Below are 20,441 nucleotides of genomic sequence, written 5' to 3' on the forward strand. Positions count from 1 at the left end.
CTACCCGATTTTTCCTTCAGAGAAAGACTCATAGAATTAATCCTTAATCATTCATAATTTCCGTCATTATTTTCTTTCTGAGCAAAGTATAGGTGCCCAGGCCAATAAACATGCATACTAATGCAGAGTGAGCCAAAACACTAAGCCCTACGTCTGTATTTAATGGTTCATTTGAGAAAGCGCTTCGTGATAACTCGATAAATTGGAACAGTGGGTTGTATGTCAGGTATTGACTCCAGTCAGGGGAAAGCATGCGTGCGCTGAAAAATATGCCGGAAAAAAGATACATTGAACGCAATATGGCAGAAAAAAATTTACCTATATTTTTTGAAAAAAAAGCCAGACATGAAACAAAAAAAGCCAGCCCCATAACAGTTAAAACGTAGAATAACAGGGCAAAAAACCAACATAAAGGGTCTTCCAACCTCCATTCTATTTCCAGGAAATAAAAAACAAGTAAACTGATACAAAATACAAAAGTAATAGTTATCAACTCAGAAAGCAGTAAAGCAATAACCGGATCCATAAGTTTTATTTGTTTGAAACATAATAAGGCTTTATTTTTTTTAATAATATTTAAAGAGTTTGCAATGGAACCATGGGTGAACAACCAGGGAAGAACACCCAAGAGGATGAAAAGTGAGGTATCCAACTCATTTTCAAGGTCTTTATAACGAAATGATTTGATCATACTCCATAATGCAACATGCGCCACAGGCTCTAAAAATATTCTTAATAAATCACGTAAACGATTAGGATTTGAGCTAACGATAAAGTTTTCTTCTATATTACGAAGCATGAGCGCATAAATCGCAGCCCTCATGCTGTTTAAATTTTTTTTTATTGCATTAACTGACTGCATCATCTTACACAGCACCAAAAAATTGCCTTCATTGTCTTTTAAATTTCCAAAATTTGTGTGAATAGATCCGTTTAAGCAGTACTATAATTCCATATGAGCGCCGGATACGGATTATCTCCTTCTCCAATTTCTGGATACGTGATTCCAAAGCCAGCAGTTCTTTCTGCCTACCATTTTCATAGTGTTCCAATACTTCTTCAAAAGTGACACCATATTTGTTTTTAAACGCTTCATCAACAAGGTGAATGATTTTTTTATCACCCACTTTTTGGCAAACAATGGCATAGTCAGGGCTAACAGCAGCACACAACTCAGACCATCGTATCCCATCAGAGAAACTTGCTTTGCTCTCATTAAGCCCCAATATTTTATGGCGATAAAAATTTTGCTCTATCAAAAAAGCTAAAAGCTCTTTGGGTAATAATCGTTTATGAGTAGGATCAAACCAAAATGTAACATTGGCAACTCTCAGATTATCAGGATTGGGAGTTTCTAATATAAAAAGACCACCTGGTTGTAACACCCGGTATGCTTCTTTGATTAATTGTTGCAGGTCATCAAAACTCAGATGTTCGACTACATGAAATGCAGAAATTATAAGCCAGGAGTCTGCTTTCTGCTTTTGCAAAAAAGTGAGGACATTCTCTTCTATAACTGTTAGTTTTTTTTGTTGACAATACCTGGTAAAAGCAACATTCACATCAAGGCCGACAGTCTTTATTCCCTCATCAGTCAAAAGATCTAACCATTCCCCCCGCCCACAGCCAATATCCAGTACTTGTCCATCAGGATATAATTTAAATAAGGGTTTGATAAAGGGCAAATATATTTTTAAACGATTTTTTATTGATGCTTCCGAGCCCCGGAATTTAGCTTCAAACAATTGATACCATTCATCTTCCATTTTAATTCCCCGGTTCACTTTTCTTTAATGGCAGACAGGATAATAATTCCCTCCCGGCATCATCCCATGTTCGTCCATACCCCCTGGATTGGGTTTTTCCTTGTTGTATGGTATTGAGCCAGGAATGAATTTCCTCACTTAGGGTATTGCGATCCTCCCCCTTAAAAAAGCTAACAGACTCGCCGCCTGTTTCACGAAAAATGGGAATATCGCGAGCTAAAACTGCCTTTTTATAATAAAGCGCTTCAATTAGTGGCAAGCCAAACCCCTCTGCTTGAGAGGCAAAAATTAATCCTTGAGTATTTTGGTACACTTTTTCCAGCATTTGATCGCTAATATGTTCCAACCAAAATAATTTTTCATCCTTTTCAGGATGACATCTGATTCGCTCCTGGAGTGTATCTGTTTTCCAACCGGCTTTACCAACAATAATTAAATTCAGCTCTGTTCCTTGCAGCCACAACATTTCGATGGCTGATAAAATGTCATCATGCCCTTTACGAGGTTCAATTGTTCCTACCATAAGAATAGTTATTCGCTCTTTCCATTGAGCAAATAACGCTTTTGCATTAGAAGGAAACCCTTTTGATCTGATGCTTTGAGTAAAATTGGCTCCCAAAGGTATAATTTGGGGCAAAATATTTTTTTGCGGTTCGTAATACGCTTTCATGTACTGGATAATATCCTGTTGTACCACTTTTGACGAACACAGAAACCCATCAGCCAATTGAGTAACAGATTTAAGCCATGAAATGAAGACATCGGCATCTGCCTCATTAAACCATTGCGGATGCAGATAGGGGAGCAAGTCGTGAATAAAAAAATACAGTAAAGCCCCCTTTTCTTTCCAATGATTTAATTCCTCGCTATGCTTCGTTATGATATGTTGGCATAAGTCCATAGCACAATAAATATCCCCAGGTTTTATCTTAACCCTATGACTTGTATAAGGATAACGCATGTTAAAGCAATTTATTTTGAGGTAAGAGTAAGGTTTATCTGATCCGGCACAAATAGGATATACCACGTAGCCAGGGGGACAATTATTTATTAAAAATAAATAGAATTCTCTGACAACACGCTGTATACCCGTTTTCGCATCGCGTCTGACTATTTCAGATACGTCATATAACAAATGACGTTTACCTTGTAAGCGTGATAAGAACACTTTAGATACCATTTGACAGGTATTTTTAACTTTCACAATTCCGCTTATCCAGGAATAATTGGGTATAATCCGTTTTGCTTTTATCATAAGATCTGCTAAAAGATAAACCTGCTAGAACATCTATGAATGACGATAATGCTCTATTACTTCCAAAACTTTATCGGTATTGTACTTAGTATCATATTGCCTGTAAACTGAGCAGCTATTTTGCTGCTGAACTGTTTTAAAGATGAAACCAGATTTAATGAAATTGTCAGTGTCATGGATGGGACGTTTTTTCTATTATTTATTGCCTGTCAGAAAGCAGATCGTTCTGGATAACATTGATCGGGTTTTTAAGAATACAATTCTTCAAAAGGAAAAGACGCACTTAGCCAAAGCTTTTTATTCTCACGCAGCTACAACTTTGAAAGAAATACTGAGCATGAGAAGGATTAGAGTTGCGCAGATTGATGCACTGATAGAACTGCATGGAGTGGAGCATTTACGTAATGCCCAGTCTAAAGGACGAGGCGTTTTATTGCTTTCCGGACATACAGGTAACTGGGAATTTTTTTCTTTAATAGGGTTATTGAATGTTGCCCCTCCCACGGAACCTTTTTATGTAATAAGACGTCCAATTCACAATAAACGGCTGGAGAAAATGCTCTTTGAACGTATGTCGAGTTGTGGCATTGAACTGATTAACAGCCATGGCGCCCTAACAAAAATAAACCAGGTCTTGAAGAATAACGGTAAAATAGTCTTTGTCATGGATCAACATGCAGATACCAAAAATAAGCTGGGTATCCCTGTCGATTTTTTTGATATTAAAGCGGGAACTTACAGCAGCCTTGCTTATTTTGCACAAAAATATAATGCTCCTGTTATTCCCTTATCAAGTCATCGAACCCCAAATGGCAAGCATGTATTTGAATTCCATCCTGAGGTGATTTGGGAGCCTCATTCGGATAAGAAACAAGCCATTTACAATAATACTTTACGTTACAATCAGGTGTTAGAACAATTCGTTATGGAGCATCCTGAGCAATGGTGGTGGGTACACAGACGATGGAAGCTATAATTAACTGGGAGCTATAAGTGCCAGAATTATTAAAAGCGAAAAATGACTTTCGTATTAGCTGGGCAGGGAAGTTAATGTATTATTTGCTTCCCGCTAATTTATTGAAAGTACGTAGAAATATTAATCTTGTTTTTCAAAAAACTTTAACTGAGCAAGAGAAAAAACGTCTGATAATGGCTTTCTACAGTCACATCGTTACGTCAATCAAAGAAATATTTCTTTTGCTTTTAATGAGCAGAAAACGCCTTTTAAAGCGCATTGAGTTTCGTGGAATAGAACATTTAGTTGCAGCGGTTGCAGAAGAAAGGGGGGCAATTCTTTTGACCGGGCATTTGGGTAATTGGGAGTTCGCCCCTCTTATCGGTTTACCTGATACGGAGGGGTTTGACGGTAAGTTTTATTTTATTCGCAAACTAAAAAGCTCGACTTCAATATTATTTAAAAAATTGATTCACTACAACTTTTCTCGCTCCGGATTGCACATCATTGAAAAAAATCACGCTTTGTTCAAAGTTTGCTCCGCTTTAAGAAAAAAAAATGCCGTTTTTTTTGTTATGGATGAACGTGCTTCCCGTAGATCATCTGTCAGTATCAAGGGGACTTTTCTCGGTGTTGAAACAGCAATTTATTCCAGCATAGCAACAATAGTTGCCAAATTTAAAACCCCAGTAGTTCCTGTATGTACTTATCGTTTGAAAAATCATAAACATATAATTGAATTCTACCCTCAGGTCACCTGGGAAGAGTATCCGGATAGACGTGAGGCTATTTATAAAAATACCCTCTTGTATAATGAGATCCTTGAAAGAATGATTTTATCGCATCCAGAACAATGGCTTTGGTCTTATAATCGTTGGCCTTGATAAATACAAGAGGTGCTTTTTGAATCAGTATACTCCTATAACTTTAGGACCTTATCAAGGCGGCGTTGCTTTAGCATTTGACCATACACTCCTTTTGTCGCAATTAAATGCAATAATTCCTTTTTCTCATGACGAAAACTCAATAGTAACATTGGGAGAATTATCTGTTGCAGTTAAATGTTTCCGGCGTCAATATGGTAACAGGCAATCAAAAGCCAAACATTCCTTTCTGGCTGCCTGGTATTTACAGCAAAATCATATTGGCGCTCCAAATCCTGTTGCCTGGTTAGATCTATGGCATAAAGGGCATTTAATAGAAAGCTATTATCTTTATCTTTTTGAGCCCGTCATTTGCTTTGGGGATTACCTTAATAAAATATATGAGCGTTGTGACAATAAAGAATTGATGGATTTACTGCATACTATTGCCCCCGCTATCCGATCAATGCATGACATGGGATTCATGCACGGAAATCTGAATGGCGAGGCTATTGTATTCCCGGAACAACAGGATAAAAAATGGGAAAAGCCGTTATTTCATAATTTAAATAACAGCAAAATAGCGCAAAACCCTCTCAGCTTGAAACAACGCGCCTTTGATCTCTCGCGCATTAACTTGCCTGGAGCCTACAGAAATATCTTCAAAATGATTTATTGGGGACATGAAGATGCACCTGCTTTATTGCACCAACAAGAGGTGAAATACAGGAGGCGTTGGGAATTGTATCAGTATTTAAGCCCATTCAGACATCCAGTACGCTACTTCAGGAAGAAACATAAAAAAGTAACCGTGAATAAACAGAATATATGGCTTTGGGACGAAAAAACGGCTCAGCCCATGATGATATTAAATCGGAAAGAAAAGAACTGTTATCGTGATTGGCTGCATATCATAACAATGGCTTTTCATGGAGTTATTCATTTAAGAGCTATTCATAAGCGTTATTATCAGATTTTGGCTAATAGTTATCGACACCCCCTCTCCTTAGAACATCGTGTCGGGATAGCACTCCATCCTAAAAAGGACTATATGGAGCATGAATTAATATTGTTAAAGCAATTAGGCAATCCCCCTGTCCTACTGCGATTTTGTCATCATGAATCACCTGAAGACTGGCGAAAAGGTATTGACCTTGTTCATTACCTACACCAGCAAAACATTGAAGTAATGGTTGCGATTTTACAAGACCGGCAAGCGATATTAGATCTTGAGGGTTGGGCAGGCTTTTTGAATACGGTAATTAGTGCTGTTGCAGATAAAGTTTCTTATATTGAAGTCACTCATGCCAGCAATCGGGTAAAATGGGGTATTTGGAGCTCGAAAGAATATGCTCAATTAATGCGTCCCGCCTTCGAACTGCAAAAGCGTTATCCGCAAATCAAACTAACAGGACCTGCATGCATCGATTTTGACTATCAGGCCGTATTTGCTGCATTAAAAACATTGCCTAAAGGCAAGCGCCTGGATGCCTTATCGCATTTCCTGTATGTAGATAGAAGAGGCGCTCCGGAAAACAAGCAAGGAAGAACGTTTTCTCTTGTCGAAAAATGCGCGTTACTTAAAGCTTTAGCCAGTGGTTCAAAACAATGCACTGACAAAGTCATTATTTCTGAAGTAAATTGGCCTGTTAAATATACCGGAATCTGGTCTCCCATAGGCTGTCCCTATGAAACGCCTAAATGGAGAAGGGAAGAACCCGGCATTAGTGAAGAAGAGTATGCCAATTATATGTTACGCTATATTGTAATAGCCTTATGCTCGGGCCATGTAGAGCAAATATTCTGGTGGCGATTGTCCGCACATGGTTATGGTCTGGTTGATGATAGAGACAATTTTCGTCCAAGGGCTGCTTTTAAGGCTTTAGCTTTCTTTTTACATTTTTTAGGCAAAGCACATTTTATCCATAAACATGATTATTCTAATGAACTGTATGTTTTTGAGTTTAAAACTGAAGAACAAAAAGTCATAATGCTTTGGTCTAATGATCCAGAGCCTGCTGACTTACCTTTAAAAGGTTATACACAAATTTTGGATAAGTATGGCTGTATCGCAAATAATTCTTTGGTTACAGGTTCTCCCCTGTATCTTATTTTTAATGAATCAGTAAAAGAGATGAATTCATGAATGATAATTTAGTACGCCTAAATAAAAACGAATACATGGCCGAAGGCATGACACGCTATGTTTACGCACACCCGAAAAATCCTGATTTGTTAATTAAAATTTTAAAATGCACCATAAAAAAGTGGATTAACAATGAAGAATTGTCTGTTAGAAATTATCATCGCTTCTTTAAATATTTACTCAGAGAGCTCGCAGAATATGCCAGGCTGAAATTACACTTTGCACCCAACTCGCCCAGTAATTACATTCAACGAATCATCGGTTTTGTTGACACCAACCTCGGATTAGGCTTAGTTGTTCAAGCAGAAAAGAACGATCAGGGTAAGTATGCAAAGACACTTTTCGATGTCATTACCGATGGACAATTTAACGAACAAGTAGAACAACATCTTGAAGAATTTATAGCTCATATGACGGAAATTGATATTTGTGTCATAGAATTAACTGCAAATAATGTTGTTTATGCCTTTAAACCATCTCAAGGTTATCATTTCGTTCTCATCGATGGCTTTGGAGAAAAAACTTTGTTGTCCTTAGCTCAATATTCTTTTTCTCTCAGAAAAATAAAACGTATAAAAGCAATTAAAAGCCTGAGAAGACAAGTATCGTATCTGTTAAAGGCTCGGGAAGAAGAAATAACTCTGAGAATTAATACCCAGATGTAATTTAAATCTTGAGCATGGAGGAGGCTTAATAATGATTATCGCTGATAATATTACTAAATATTACCGCGTCAATAGACGCCGGCGGATTATCTTTGAAAATCTTTCATTAACATTAGCTCCTGGAGAGAGACTGGGATTGCTGGGCGTTAATGGCTCAGGTAAGTCGACTTTATTGCGCCTTCTCTGCGGTGTAGAATTTCCCAATAAAGGCACAGTAACCTGTACCAGTTCAATATCCTGGCCAGTAGGATTAACTACCGGTTTTATTAAAGCGTTGACTGGCCGAGAAAATATCAAATTCATTTGTCGCCTTTTTTCCTGTAACGCCATAGAGAGAAGAAATAAAATTGATTTTGTTAATTATTTTGCAGATTTAGGCGAGTATTTTGATATGCCCGTTTCTACCTACAGTTCAGGGATGATAGCTCGCCTTGCTTACGGCATGTCCATGGCTTTTGATTTCGATTTTTATGTCATTGATGAGGTTTTTGCCGTTGGTGATGCCGCCTTTAAACAAAAAAGTATTGAGTTATTTAATGAAAAATCGAAAGGAAAGGGTTTAATTCTTGTATCACACGAAATGGATACAATCAGAAAGTATTGCAATCAGGCTCTTTTGCTTGATCATGGTAAATTAATTCATTCTTATCAAGTTGAAGAAATCATTAAGCTTTACGAACAAGATAGTGTTTTATTGAGTTAACAGCCCTTAAAGTAAGGCATTGATAATAATACTATTTTTATCTTTGTCTGACGAGATCAACTCATTATTATCACCTTGTTGAAAAATCGAACCTTTTGAAACATGGTATTTTCATCGTTCTTCAGTATAATTTAGACTTCTTTATCAATCACAGGGACTGAGTATGATTTACCCCAATATTTTAGCCACTATTGGCAGAACCCCAGTAGTAAAAATTAACCATTTAAGCCGCGATCTGGACTGTGAACTGTATGCCAAATGTGAGTTTTTCAACCCAGGTGGCTCCGTAAAAGACCGGATTGGCTATGAAATGGTGACTCAAGCCGAGCGTGAAGGGCGGATTAAGCCAGGTGATACTTTGATTGAACCTACTTCAGGCAACACAGGGATAGGAATAGCTCTGGCAGGGGCGGTTCTTGGATATAAAGTGATCATTACCATGCCGGAAAAAATGAGCCAGGAAAAGCAATCGGTTCTGGAACGCCTTGGTGCGACAATCTATAGAACCCGGACTGAAGCCGCGTCTCATGATCCGGACAGTCATATTTCTCTGGCAAAGGATCTGCAGGCGAAAATCCCTAATTCTCATATTCTGGATCAATACTCAAACCCGAATAATCCTAATGCCCATTACAAAGGTACCGCTCAGGAAATCATTGATGATTTTGGCATGGATTTGCATATGGTTGTTGCCGGAGTTGGAACTGGCGGCACTATTTCCGGAATAGCCAAACGCCTGAAAGAATATAATCCTGCAATTAAAATTATTGGTGTGGATCCCGAAGGTTCCATTCTTGGTGGCGGTACTGAAATCAAATCCTATCATGTAGAAGGTATAGGCTATGATTTCTTCCCTGAAGTATTAAAGAATGAGCTTTTAGATGGTTATGTGAAAACTAATGATGCTGATTCATTCCGCACCGCGCGATTACTGATGCGTGAAGAAGGGCTATTGGTAGGAGGTTCCTGTGGTGCTGCTATGTGGGGCGCATTGCAAGCGGCCAAAACTTTAGGTAAAGGGCAGAAATGCCTGGTCATTTTACCTGACTCCATCCGTAATTATATGTCCAAGTTCCCCAATGACGAATGGATGAAGCAAGAAGGATTTTTGTAGGATTACTGAGGAGTGTAGCCCGTATTAGCGAAGCGTAATACGGGATCAAAATGGCAATGACGTGGTCAAGCAATGAATCGCTGTTTCCCGTATTACGCTTCGCTAATACGGGCTACACATTTGTTTTATCAAGCAGCTGGGCTGGCATAAGAAGGTGTTTCAATACATTCAAACAACTCATCGGGATCTACTAACCCTGTACTAATCCATCCGGCAAAAGCGTTTGCCAATAATTCATTCACGTAATTTGAAGGCTGCAATTTGCTAGCCGTCACAGGCTCTTTTTCTTTTTCGGTTAATCTGGCAAAAAATTCGTTAGGATTATTAACAATACCGCGTTGAGAAGGTAAAAACACTGCATAAAGAAGAATCAGATCCTGAGTGTTTAATTTGTCATCCGGGTCATGCAGTTTAAACAACAGATTATTGCGCCAGCGAAAATAATTTCTTAAAAGCTCGCTATTGTCTGAAGCAATTAACTCTAGCAGAGCGGTAATCGTTTCTGACGTTGTTTGTTCAACCGGTTTTGGTGCTTTCACAGCCAAATGCCCAACATAAGCGAAATCACTTTCATTCTTTACACCGGGTAAATAATTTGTACCCTGTACTTGTAAATATAAGTCTGCTTTAGGACCAGGCATAGAATTATTGGCATGCACCACTCGCTTACGCAATTCTTTACCATGCTCCGTAAAAGAGAGGGTGATATTTAAACCAAGCATTTGGGAAAGGGCACGTAGCGCATCCACAGACAAAGGTGTCGTTGCCTGACGAAGATAATCGCGTGACGTGCTGGCTGGCAAATCATTAAAAACTTCACGATAGTTTAAAGGATGGGCATAGATCTCATCAACAGCAAGTTGACGTAATACATCCGCCATACACTCCACTACTTCAGATTTACGTGGCCCATTAATCAACATTCCCATGCGTTCTGCGGACGAAAAATAAAGCGGTCGTGGAACATATTGGGGATAACGGCTGTCAAAACGCTCCAATATTTTTTTCAAAGAGACATCATTAACACGCCTGGTATTACGTAAATAATCAATTAAAGACACGGCAAGAGCACGGAACTGATCTCCACCTACATGAATAAATTTATATTCCGTTTTATCCTGCTTGCCATCATCTATCGCAGGAGTTCTATCAAAGAAAGCTTTAACCATAGCACTCTCCTACCTTGGGATACATCTCCATTTTAATCAATCCAGATTAAGGAAATATTAACAAGGTTTTACAATTTAATGTATATTTTACCACTCATAAATAAAAAATTAAACCACCATGTCGAAAAATAATTCAATCGATTTTTATTTAGAAGGGCTCTTTCATTTCCTGAAATGATGATAATGAAAATGGATCACTTTGTTAAGCACAAATAATGCCAATTTATCCGGGTCTGTCAACAGCACCTAAAAGCAGCTACACCAACAATCTATCGCTTGCTTCCTGCACTGTTGAACAGATTCGCAACCAGAAATTGCCGCATCAACCAATAAACGCCCTGAGTCATAGCAGTAAACGAATTTTGGGTATAGAATCATAATCCAGGATAAAGACAGGACTGCTTGCAAGGAGAACGTATGGAACAACATCCTGATGATGATTTAGTGCGTATTAAGGAGCTATTGCGACATACTGGCGAATTTATTGCTTATTTCGAACTTGCCGAAACCAAAATGATGGATTGGCGTACCGAGATCGAACAGAAATCGCAACACTTGCAGCATTACTTAAGCACCGTACATGATGAGCTGACAACAATTAATGATCTTTTGACTCACACAGGGATCACTCAGTTTCGCAGCACAACGGAAAAGGCCTTATCTCAAGGTGAAGCCAATCTGCAATTATTAGAGCAAAAATGCGCTCAAATTACTCATAATTTTCAGCAACAACAGGAACAGCTAAAGAGCCTGACCGAAAATTGCCTTGATAAAATTGAAAATCGCTCTTTGCAGGCTAGCCAATCTATAGCCAATCAGCTGTCCAAATATGATGTGCATCAATTTCATCGCATAGCCAGCGAAAGCTGCGATCATGTAGAGCGCGTTGCGCAAGACGCCGTAAATAAGAGCAATAAGCTGTTGGGCCTATTTCAATTTAAAGCAGGTTTTTTTGCCGTATTCCTTACTATTCTCACCGCGTTTATTATTGTTCTTTATATGAGTGATGAATTACCCTGGGAAATGCACCATCAGGCCATGAATGAACGCCAGGCAGGGAAGGTACTGCTGCAAGCCTGGCCAAACTTGACCCAGGAAGAAAAAGCAAAAATATTAAACGATAATGGATTACAACATGGATGAAGGGCTTGAACTCTCCATCCATTTAATGCCTTACCTTATTTATTTGCCCATTTTTATTCTTTTTTTACTGTTTTACTTTCTTCGCAAAAGAAAAATAAGGCGAATAAAAAAGTGGCAAAAATCCTTAAATTTGATGCATCATGAACCCGTTTTTCAGGAAATCTATAAAGACGTGAATGGTTTCATTCTTTCTCGTCAGGCAAGGGAAAAGCAAGATGCCTTTGAATTTACCTATGGTGAAATAGAATTTCTTCCCTTTATTGCCCTTTTATCTTTAGTAAAAATCGACAGTACCACTGTTTTTTACGATTTGGGCTCTGGAGTTGGAAAAGCAGTACTCGCCTGCGCTATGGTATATCCTGTACGAAAGAGTTTGGGTATTGAATTGTTTCATCAATTGCACTTATGCGCTTGCGAACAGGTAGAAAAATTAAAAACAATAAATGAGTACCAAATTGCCGCAGAAAAAATTGAGTTAATAGAGGGAAACATTCTTGAGGCAGATTTAAAGGATGCCACCCTGATTTTTATAAATGCAACTGCATTGATAGGACAAACCTGGGAAGATCTTTGCTCCCGCCTGAACAACCTGCCGCAAATAGAAGCCATCATAACCACCAGCAAACCCCTTTTAAACACTGAGTTCTGGCAAGTAGAACATACAAAAATTCAAATGAGTTGGGGCGTGGTTCTTGCTTATATTCATACCACAAAAACATATTTGCACTAACTGGTTTGAAAACATTGAATATTTTTTTACCCCGTCTATACTTATAAAACAAGAGAAAATTGTCAGCACCTGATGTGTCTTGGTAGCAGACTCTGGAACACGCGACAAAACGAGGTGGGTATGATTAAATCGGAACTCATTGAACACATCGCTGCTCGAATGACGCATCTTACTGAGAAACAAGTAGCCGATGGCATTAATAAAATATTGGAATTGATGAGTGAAGCGCTTATCAAAGGCCAAAGAATAGAAATAAGGGGCTTTGGTAGTTTCTCACTGCACTACCGACCACCTCGAAATGCCCACAATCCTAAAACAGGTGAAAAGGTAGTGACTGAAGCAAAACATAGTCCTCACTTTAAACCCGGGAAAGAATTACGGGAACGAGTGGATGCTTCGCGGGCAAATTGTCCTTTACCTAAAGACGAATAACTGGATTTTCGGATTCGTAACATAGGTCGTAGCCCGTATTAGCGAAGCGTAATACGGGAAATTGATAACCGTTCAGGGGGTATGGGCTTATGTGTACTCGAACAGCCAGATTTGAGCTCATCTTGAGAGAAAAACCCGCGAAATGAGCGGAGCATAGGTGGCTATGTGAGCATCATTTCGCGGGTTTTTCTCTCAAGATGAGCCAAATATGGCTGTTCCTTCAATAGGGTTGAACACTTACGGAAATTGCCAATTCGATCCTGTATTACGCTCCGCTAATACAGGCTACAAACTCAAGTACCGGTGGCAATAGTTTATCAAGTGCGTGGCAGGGTTACTCCAGTTTGCCCCTGATATTTTCCGCCACGATCACGATAAGAAACAGCACACACTTCACTTGCTTCCAAAAACAACATTTGCGCCACACCTTCGTTTGCATAAATTTTTGCAGGCAACGTTGTAGTATTGGAAAATTCCAGAGTTACATGACCTTCCCATTCAGGTTCCAACGGGGTTACATTGACGATAATACCGCATCGGGCGTAAGTAGATTTACCCAGGCAAATCGTTAAAACATTTCTGGGTATGCGAAAATACTCAACTGTTCTTGCCAATGCAAAAGAATTGGGAGGAATAATGCATACATCGGATTGAACATCGACAAAGCTGTTCTCATCAAAGGCTTTGGGATCGACAATAGCCGAGTTAATGTTGGTAAAAATCTTGAACTCATTAGAACAACGCACATCGTAGCCATAACTGGAAACGCCGTAAGATATGATCCGGCCACTATCATTTTCACGCACTTGCCCGGATTGGAATGGTGATATCATCCCATGTTCAAGCGCCATCTTTTCAATCCATCTATCTGATTTAATCGACACAGTGAAACCTCATGATACTTTAAAAGATAGAGTTCTATCATAAATAGCGTATAAACGAAAGTTTGTAATGATGAAAATTGAAAAAACATAGCGTAGAACGTATTAGGCATTAGCCGTAACCATTCCCCGATCCACGTCGTCCTGAGCGTGTCTTTTGGCGCGAAGGATCTCCAAATACTGGCACCATGCCGCTTTCAGGAGATCCTTCGCGCCAAAAGACGCGCTCAGGACGACGTAGATCGGGTGTTGACCGTAATACGGGAATGAGCTCATTACCACTTCGATCCCGGCTGCGAGCAGAGCGGGCTACACACTGTGCCAGGATTCAGATTTACGTTCTCTGCCACTTTGGCACATTCTCTCGGAAACACCTTGGCCTAAGCGTGTCTTTTAGGGCGTTGTGCGCAGGGACGCGCACATCGACCGCATGGATGCAGGTTTCCCTAAAAGACACGCTTAGGTCAAGGGGTTTCTTGCGCAGGACTCTCCCGCAGCGATTCTTACTTAAGCTCATTGCCACTTCGATCCCGGCTGCGAGCAGGCCGGGCTACGATTAGATCGTGACAATATTTTGCAATTTATTTCTTTTTGGCCATGCTTGCTAATATGTCACCCAGTTCCATAGGCATGGGAAAAACTATCGTTGAGTTGTTAGTCCCGGCGATGGTTGCTAAAGTCTGTAAATACCTTAGTTGCATGGCCTGGGGTTGCTGTGCCAGAACCTGAGATGCTTGCAATAGTTTTTCTGAAGCCTGTAACTCCCCTTCGGCATGAATGACCTTGGCTCGCCTGTCCCTCTCTGCCTCTGCCTGTTTGGCAATCGCGCGAATCATACTTTCATCCAAATCTACGCGCTTGATTTCTACATTAGATACTTTAATCCCCCAGCTATCGGTTTGCGCATCAAGTATCTTCTGAACATCGCTATTTAGTTTTTCTCGTTCAGACAACATCTCATCCAGATCATGCTGACCCAATACAGAGCGCAAAGTAGTCTGTGCCAACTGGCTTGTCGCCTCAAAATAATTTTCTACCTGAATAATGGCATTTTCAGGCACCACCACACGAAAATATAAAACGGCATTGACCCGTACGGATACGTTATCACGGGAAATAACATCCTGACTGGGAACATCCATTACTATGGTACGCAAATCAACCCTTACGACCTGCTGCACTATTGGAATAATTATGATCAAACCAGGCCCTTTAACGCGCCAAAAGCGACCCAGCATAAACACAACACCACGCTCATATTCCCTGAATACTTTAAACATAGACATTAAGAACAAAGCAATAACAATTAATAAAACTCCCAGAAAAGCACCCATTTCGTTCTCCTTAATAGTTGCCGTGGGGCACAGGCATTATTCAGCTGCCAAATCTTCCTCTACTTCCAATAACAAACCATGGGTTAATAAAACCTTGATGGGTTTGTCCGCCGCTATCGGTTTTTTGGAATAGACACTCCAGATTTCACCGCGTATAACAGCCTGACCGTTCAGATTGATGTCACCCAGGGTTCGTCCTTTTGCGCCAACTAACATAATCAGCCCATTATTTACTTTCTGTTTCCTGGCTTTGAATGCCATACTTAACAAAAACAGAAAGACCACCACATTGAATACAGCCATAGCCCATATGGTTGACCATGCGATTTGATATGCCGCTGAATCAGTATTTATCAGCATGATAGAACCCAGTACAAATGCAATTGTCCCGCCTATACCAAGTGCTCCAAAACTGGGGGTAAACCCTTCTGCTATGACAAAAGCTACACCAAGGAAAATAAGCAGGAGGCCAGCATAATTTACCGGTAGCAATTGCAGGGCATAAAGCGCCAGCAACATGGCAACCGCGCCGATTACGCCTGGTAAAATGAAGCCAGGATTGACCAGTTCAAAAAATATTCCATAAATTCCCAGCAAAAGGAGCAAATAGGCGACTGTTGGATTGGTGATAACAGATAAGAATCTCGTGCGCCAATCAGGGGCAACGACCTGAATTTCCGGATTCGCCGTATTAATGCTGACTGTTTGATTATTCTGCATAACGGTTACACCATTAACCTGAGATAATAAATCATTTACGTCTGTAGCTATATAATTTATTACTCCTGCTTTCAGGGCTTCACTGGAAGTAATCGAAATGGCATCCACCACTGCCTTTTGTGCGAACACCGGATCACGTCCTCTTAATTGAGCCAGCGTACGAATTGTTGCTATCGCATCGTTAGTTACCTTTTTTTCCATGGTCGATTTATCTGTCTTGGCATCAGCACCTCCAATATTAACCGGGCTTGCCGCACCTAACTGTGTACCCGGAGCCATTGCAGCTAAGGTACTGGCATAAAGAAGGAACGTTCCCGCACTTGCCGCTCTCGCACCGGTAGGGCTGACATAGGTGATTATGGGGACTTTTGATGTAAGAAATTGTTGTAAAATGATTCGGGTTGATGCATCCAACCCTCCGGGTGTATCAAGCAAGATAAGAATTAAATCAGAATCTTGCGCATTACTTATTCCACGAACTATATAATCAGCTGTTGCGGGGCCAATAGGGCCTTTTATACTTAATTCAACAATTTTGGCGGCGTATGTTTTAGGAAGCGAGAGAATCAGGAAAAGCATTACGAGTATGAAAACGATCGATACAGAAACTAATTTTGTTTTCATTTTGACTGACAATGAAACTATCGCTCGTCCTGTATCCGACTCATGCATGCCAATTCCTGTTTGAAGAGTTGCTATGATAAAAGATAGCACAGTTTGTAAAAAATAATCAGGTGAAGTTTGATAGGTTGAATGTATAGCCCCATATATGGGGCATAAAGAGGGTACTTCTCTCCGCCGTCCCGCGGCTTGTCCGCGGGATCCAGAGATTTCACTCCGAGCCTAGATCCCTGGATCCCGCGGACAAGCCGCGGGACGGCGGAGTATTAGTGCATAACATAAAGGATATGAAGGGTGATGATCCCGTATTACGCTTCGCTAATACGGGCTACAGGTTTTAGAAGTAAACGCCGATTTGCGCAGACACTGTGTCTGACGAACGGCCTGTTCCTAAAGTAGGTTCGTTTACAAATCCAGGAGGTGCAGCACCATTGGCATATTGGGTCAGGCCATAATCAATATCATGTCTGTATTCAATACTTTCAACGGTATCTTTCCAAATGGAAATGTTAAACACGCCGCTGAAACGTTGCTTCGGCAAATTTAAAGCAAGAGCATCTTTCGACCATTGATAGCCAACACCTATAGAAGAAGGTCTGTTAAATGCTCTGAACGTCATGCCCACCTCTGCTTGTGCAGCTTGTGGCTTTGCTCCATAATCATTAAAACTTAAATCCTGATATCTGAAACGTTTGGTCGTTCCTACCCACTCTGCGGTAAAATTATAACGATCAATGCTTATATTACCATGGACGTCAACAGCAGGGATTTTGCGCACGGCCTCATTTCCGTTAAGCAGTGATCCAAAACCACCAAAGGTCGTTCCTACATTGGATCCAGTGCTTTGCATCCCAGCAGCATCATTTATTGAACTAATAACGCTGACGCCAACTTCACCAGTGGTATTATGCTGTTTGAAAATGTAACCCCAGTTAACGCCGCCAACACCTGACTTGCCAAGCGTTGTATCACTGCGGAATCCATATACAGCTGCGAAAGGTCCGGTATCTTCCTGAGATTTATAGCCGAAGATAAACGGTCTTGTCTTCGTTCGGGCAAGATTCAAGGTCAATGGAGCACTGATCATAGAGCTGGAATAACGCCCAAAGGGTACGTATACCTGGCCTGCGGTGAAATAAAAGGGCGTGCGATCCAGATTACCGACGTTGACAAAGCCCATGTTCAGGTTAAATGCCGAGTTATTAATACGCGGACCAACAGAGGGAGGGCTTTCATCATAAGCAATGGCAATGTAAGCTTCTACGTTCTGGTTTAAAGCAGCCGCTACGTCCAACTCACTGGAACCGAGTGTGATATCACCGTCCATATTAGCCCTGAACGGATTACTTAAAACGGCAACAGGCTCTGATTTTCCGCTGATTGAAATAATTGGCATTTCAGGAATGGGGTAACCTATACTTTGGTATGCTCTGTACATACGACGCCTTTGTTGCATCAATCGTATGTCACGGTTAATACTGGAAATGTTGACTATGTAATCAGAACCATCGAATGCAGGCCTGTCCCCTAAATAGGGTGAGCTTACCACTGGAGTTCCGGCAATATAGGTCACTACCTGATTATCGGCTATCAATGCAGTAGGATAGAAGCCTACTGATTCAGGATGACCGTCCGGGGTATGTACGGTTACAGTGGTAGAATGAAATCTATGTACATTAATATTATTTCTACTCTGTTTGGCTACTGGCGCAGGTGCCGCTTGAGGGGTTGCGCGTTTGCTTCTGGTTGTAGCTTTAGCTTTTGGAGGAGCTTTAGTAACGGTTCTTTGTGAAACCAGTCTTTTTTGTAGCCTGTCCAGCTGAGCTTGTAAGTCACGGGTTTGCTTTTGTAACAGCTGAATTTCACGTTGCAGTTGTTGATCATTTTCCGCATAGAGTGGCGATGACAAACAAACTAAGGCCAATAAAACTTTATTAAACTTCATGCGGGGTACTCCTGTGTATTATTTTTATTCTTCGTCGGATAGCCGAGGGATTATATCGTGGTGAATTCTGCTTTGCTAGCGAATAATTTGAATCTTGCTTTTGGCTGAATCTGATTTTGTACCGCTAATTTCAATTATTAGAGATTAATCAATGTATTGGTTTTTATTACGGATAGAAATAAAAAAGCCCATCAATTGATGGGCCTGGAGAATTAGATAATACTAATTAAACGTTGCCTACATACTTAAGGCCAAGGTATGGACCATAAAGACCAAAATCACTAGTTGTTATGACATTGGCAGCAGGGGATTCAACACCAAAAGTTTGTAAGGCATGGAAATAGTTAACTACCTGGTATCCACCTTCAATGTTTAATGTGCCTTGAGCCATGCCGTAAGCATAGTTTACACCAAGTTTTGCTTCCAGGCTGGGAACCATTGTTTTCTTGCTACCATACCAGGATGCTATAACTGCAGCTACAGGTGCACCAACGTAACCAGTGAACACTCTGCTTGAACCATAAAGAATTGAGCCAGCACCATTAGCAGTCAGGCTGAATTCATTAGTCAGGTCGTAGGAATAATCGATACCAATTACAGGACCAACTCCTTTGAAATCTGAGTCATCATGCAGACTTACAGAAGTTATACCAGATGGAATAAGGGCAGCTGGTGATTGGTTGTAAAGATGGGTAATATCAGAGCGAATGTTCGCGTACTGCAAACCGCCGTAGAAACGCATATTTTTGACTAAACCAAAATCAGCATGCTGTCCCATGACTAAATTGACTTGATCTAATTGATTTTCACTGGCTGCTGTGTAAGAAGTAAAGAGGGGGGGAGCTAATGTTGAAAAGGGTATAAAACCTCTGAAATCTCCCTGAGTTGTATCACTCTTGTAATGCATCCAGGTTAAAGTAATGTCGTTGCCTGTATTAAAATGGTAAGAGCCTTCGAGCTTATAGCCCCAGTCCCAATCATTTTTAAATTCGCCATAACCATCAAATGGCGCAACTGTATGCAGATAGGCTCTATCAGCACTTTGAATAACTTTCATGTAAAGTGCCTGAACACCTAAATCCCATTGCTTTGTTTCGCAAGGAACTGTAACGTTACCTGGGGTGCAAACTGGCCCCATAGTACCAGCAGAAGCAAAACCATTAACCGCCAAACCTAGTACAGCTAAAGTTGTTTTCTTTAACATATGGACTCCCTTTCAAAAAAAAAAGCCCATCAAACCAGTGACGGGCTTATATTATTTTCTTAGTTAACTAAGAAATTAAACATTACCAACATACTTCAGACCGATGTAAGGACCAGAAGCTGAGTAATCAGTTTCAGACAGAACACCACCATTCAGGTTAGTAGCTGTTGTATGCATTGCATGGAAGTAGTTGAACCACATGTAACCAGCATCAAGAGTTAAATCACCTTGAGCCATTGCATAAGTGTAGTCCAGACCCAATTTAGCTTCAACTTCTGGAACAATAGAGTTCTTGGAACCATTGAATAAGTTCACACCATCGTTGAACTTGCTAGTACCAACCAGAATTGCAGCTGCGCCATTAGCATAAATACCAAAGCCGTTACCGAATACATAGTGCATATCCAGACCAGTACGTGGACCGAAACCGCTGAACTCAGCATTGTGGTTAGTTAAGAACACAGTGTTTTCGTAGTTGTTTACATCAGCTTTGATTCGAGCGTATTGAACACCACCATGGAAACGCATTTTCTTGTTAGCGCTGAAATCAACGAATTGACCTAATTCAGCATTAACTGCATCCCATTTGTTGTTGTGTGTGTAACCACGGTATACTTCATCGTAGTAGTGGCCATCAGTGTCAGCATCTAAATGGTACCAGTTAACAGTCAGATCGTTACCAGTGTTGAAGTGGTAAGAACCTTCCAGTTTGAAGCCCCAGTTCCAGTCACCATCCCAATCGTTATAATGGGTGTAGCCGTTTATGTCTGTAGCACTGTGGTAACCCCAACCAGC

The 20,441-nt window shown here is 40.5% G+C and carries 19 protein-coding genes; 9 read left to right on the plus strand and 10 right to left on the minus strand.

Translation table 11 applies throughout. The features are described from left to right. Positions 1–43 precede the first annotated feature (43 nt). From B094_RS0113795 to B094_RS0113805, 3 genes are read right to left on the minus strand one after another with little or no spacing between them, the layout of a single operon-like run. Positions 44–865 (minus strand): ABC transporter permease, encoded by an 822-nt coding sequence (locus B094_RS0113795; protein WP_018578405.1) that lies wholly within the window; start codon positions 863–865, stop codon positions 44–46. Positions 866–890: 25 nt separating this feature from the next. Beyond that, complete coding sequence (locus B094_RS16310) at positions 891–1,766, minus strand: class I SAM-dependent methyltransferase (protein ID WP_018578406.1); 876 nt, start codon at positions 1,764–1,766, stop codon at positions 891–893. A 1-nt stretch (position 1,767) separates the two neighbouring features. Next, on the minus strand, positions 1,768–3,021 hold the full coding sequence (locus B094_RS0113805) for a glycosyltransferase family 4 protein (protein ID WP_018578407.1): 1,254 nt from the start codon (positions 3,019–3,021) through the stop codon (positions 1,768–1,770). Positions 3,022–3,178: 157 nt separating this feature from the next. Here B094_RS0113805 and B094_RS0113810 point away from each other — a divergent pair, with 157 nt between their 5' ends. The 6 genes from B094_RS0113810 (at position 3,179) to B094_RS0113835 (ending at position 9,467) form a co-directional block, all read left to right on the plus strand. After that, the gene (locus B094_RS0113810) at positions 3,179–3,997 is read left to right on the plus strand and encodes a lysophospholipid acyltransferase family protein (protein WP_237762246.1); all 819 of its coding nucleotides are present in this window, start codon (positions 3,179–3,181) and stop codon (positions 3,995–3,997) included. Positions 3,998–4,014: 17 nt separating this feature from the next. After that, positions 4,015–4,860: a lysophospholipid acyltransferase family protein gene (locus B094_RS0113815; protein ID WP_018578409.1), complete on the plus strand. Its 846-nt coding sequence runs from the start codon at positions 4,015–4,017 to the stop codon at positions 4,858–4,860. Between the two features lie 19 nt (positions 4,861–4,879). Continuing rightward, positions 4,880–6,985, plus strand: coding sequence for a hypothetical protein (locus tag B094_RS0113820; protein WP_018578410.1), 2,106 nt, complete (start codon positions 4,880–4,882; stop codon positions 6,983–6,985). Next, positions 6,982–7,650 (plus strand): YrbL family protein, encoded by a 669-nt coding sequence (locus B094_RS0113825; RefSeq protein WP_018578411.1) that lies wholly within the window; start codon positions 6,982–6,984, stop codon positions 7,648–7,650. Before B094_RS0113820 ends, B094_RS0113825 begins: the two co-directional genes overlap by 4 nt. Positions 7,651–7,681: 31 nt before the next feature. Continuing rightward, positions 7,682–8,353 carry an ABC transporter ATP-binding protein gene (locus tag B094_RS0113830; RefSeq protein ID WP_018578412.1) on the plus strand — a complete coding sequence of 224 codons (672 nt, stop codon included), beginning with the start codon at positions 7,682–7,684 and terminating at the stop codon, positions 8,351–8,353. A 163-nt stretch (positions 8,354–8,516) separates the two neighbouring features. Beyond that, the gene (locus B094_RS0113835) at positions 8,517–9,467 is read left to right on the plus strand and encodes a pyridoxal-phosphate dependent enzyme (protein WP_018578413.1); all 951 of its coding nucleotides are present in this window, start codon (positions 8,517–8,519) and stop codon (positions 9,465–9,467) included. 128 nt (positions 9,468–9,595) lie between these two features. Here the strand turns inward: B094_RS0113835 and B094_RS17375 are convergent, their stop codons facing one another. Continuing rightward, complete coding sequence (locus tag B094_RS17375) at positions 9,596–10,636, minus strand: OTU domain-containing protein (RefSeq protein ID WP_018578414.1); 1,041 nt, start codon at positions 10,634–10,636, stop codon at positions 9,596–9,598. Positions 10,637–11,053: 417 nt separating this feature from the next. On the opposite strand from B094_RS17375, the gene B094_RS0113845 reads away from it, so the two are divergent. The 3 genes from B094_RS0113845 (at position 11,054) to B094_RS0113855 (ending at position 12,941) form a co-directional block, all read left to right on the plus strand. Further along, complete coding sequence (locus B094_RS0113845; RefSeq protein WP_018578415.1) at positions 11,054–11,779, plus strand: hypothetical protein; 726 nt, start codon at positions 11,054–11,056, stop codon at positions 11,777–11,779. Continuing rightward, positions 11,772–12,509, plus strand: a complete 738-nt coding sequence (locus tag B094_RS0113850; protein ID WP_018578416.1) for a class I SAM-dependent methyltransferase — start codon at positions 11,772–11,774, stop codon at positions 12,507–12,509. Before B094_RS0113845 ends, B094_RS0113850 begins: the two co-directional genes overlap by 8 nt. 120 nt (positions 12,510–12,629) lie before the next feature. After that, positions 12,630–12,941 carry an integration host factor subunit beta gene (locus B094_RS0113855; RefSeq protein ID WP_026254042.1) on the plus strand — a complete coding sequence of 104 codons (312 nt, stop codon included), beginning with the start codon at positions 12,630–12,632 and terminating at the stop codon, positions 12,939–12,941. A gap of 317 nt (positions 12,942–13,258) precedes the next feature. Here the strand turns inward: B094_RS0113855 and dcd are convergent, their stop codons facing one another. The 6 genes from dcd to B094_RS0113890 all read right to left on the minus strand — a co-directional run. Continuing rightward, positions 13,259–13,825: a dCTP deaminase gene (gene dcd, locus B094_RS0113860; protein ID WP_026254043.1), complete on the minus strand. Its 567-nt coding sequence runs from the start codon at positions 13,823–13,825 to the stop codon at positions 13,259–13,261. A gap of 578 nt (positions 13,826–14,403) precedes the next feature. Next, on the minus strand, positions 14,404–15,156 hold the full coding sequence (locus B094_RS0113870; RefSeq protein WP_018578420.1) for a slipin family protein: 753 nt from the start codon (positions 15,154–15,156) through the stop codon (positions 14,404–14,406). 36 nt (positions 15,157–15,192) lie between these two features. Next, positions 15,193–16,548 (minus strand): NfeD family protein, encoded by a 1,356-nt coding sequence (locus B094_RS0113875; protein ID WP_018578421.1) that lies wholly within the window; start codon positions 16,546–16,548, stop codon positions 15,193–15,195. Positions 16,549–16,834: 286 nt separating this feature from the next. After that, complete coding sequence (locus B094_RS0113880; RefSeq protein WP_018578422.1) at positions 16,835–18,442, minus strand: LbtU family siderophore porin; 1,608 nt, start codon at positions 18,440–18,442, stop codon at positions 16,835–16,837. A gap of 226 nt (positions 18,443–18,668) precedes the next feature. After that, on the minus strand, positions 18,669–19,646 hold the full coding sequence (locus tag B094_RS0113885) for an Lpg1974 family pore-forming outer membrane protein (protein ID WP_018578423.1): 978 nt from the start codon (positions 19,644–19,646) through the stop codon (positions 18,669–18,671). 75 nt (positions 19,647–19,721) lie between these two features. After that, on the minus strand, positions 19,722–20,441 hold a 720-nt coding region (locus B094_RS0113890; protein ID WP_018578424.1), incomplete at its 5' end, for an Lpg1974 family pore-forming outer membrane protein.

Origin of the sequence: Legionella shakespearei DSM 23087 (assembly GCF_000373765.1) — a bacterium.
GTDB lineage: Bacteria > Pseudomonadota > Gammaproteobacteria > Legionellales > Legionellaceae > Legionella > Legionella shakespearei.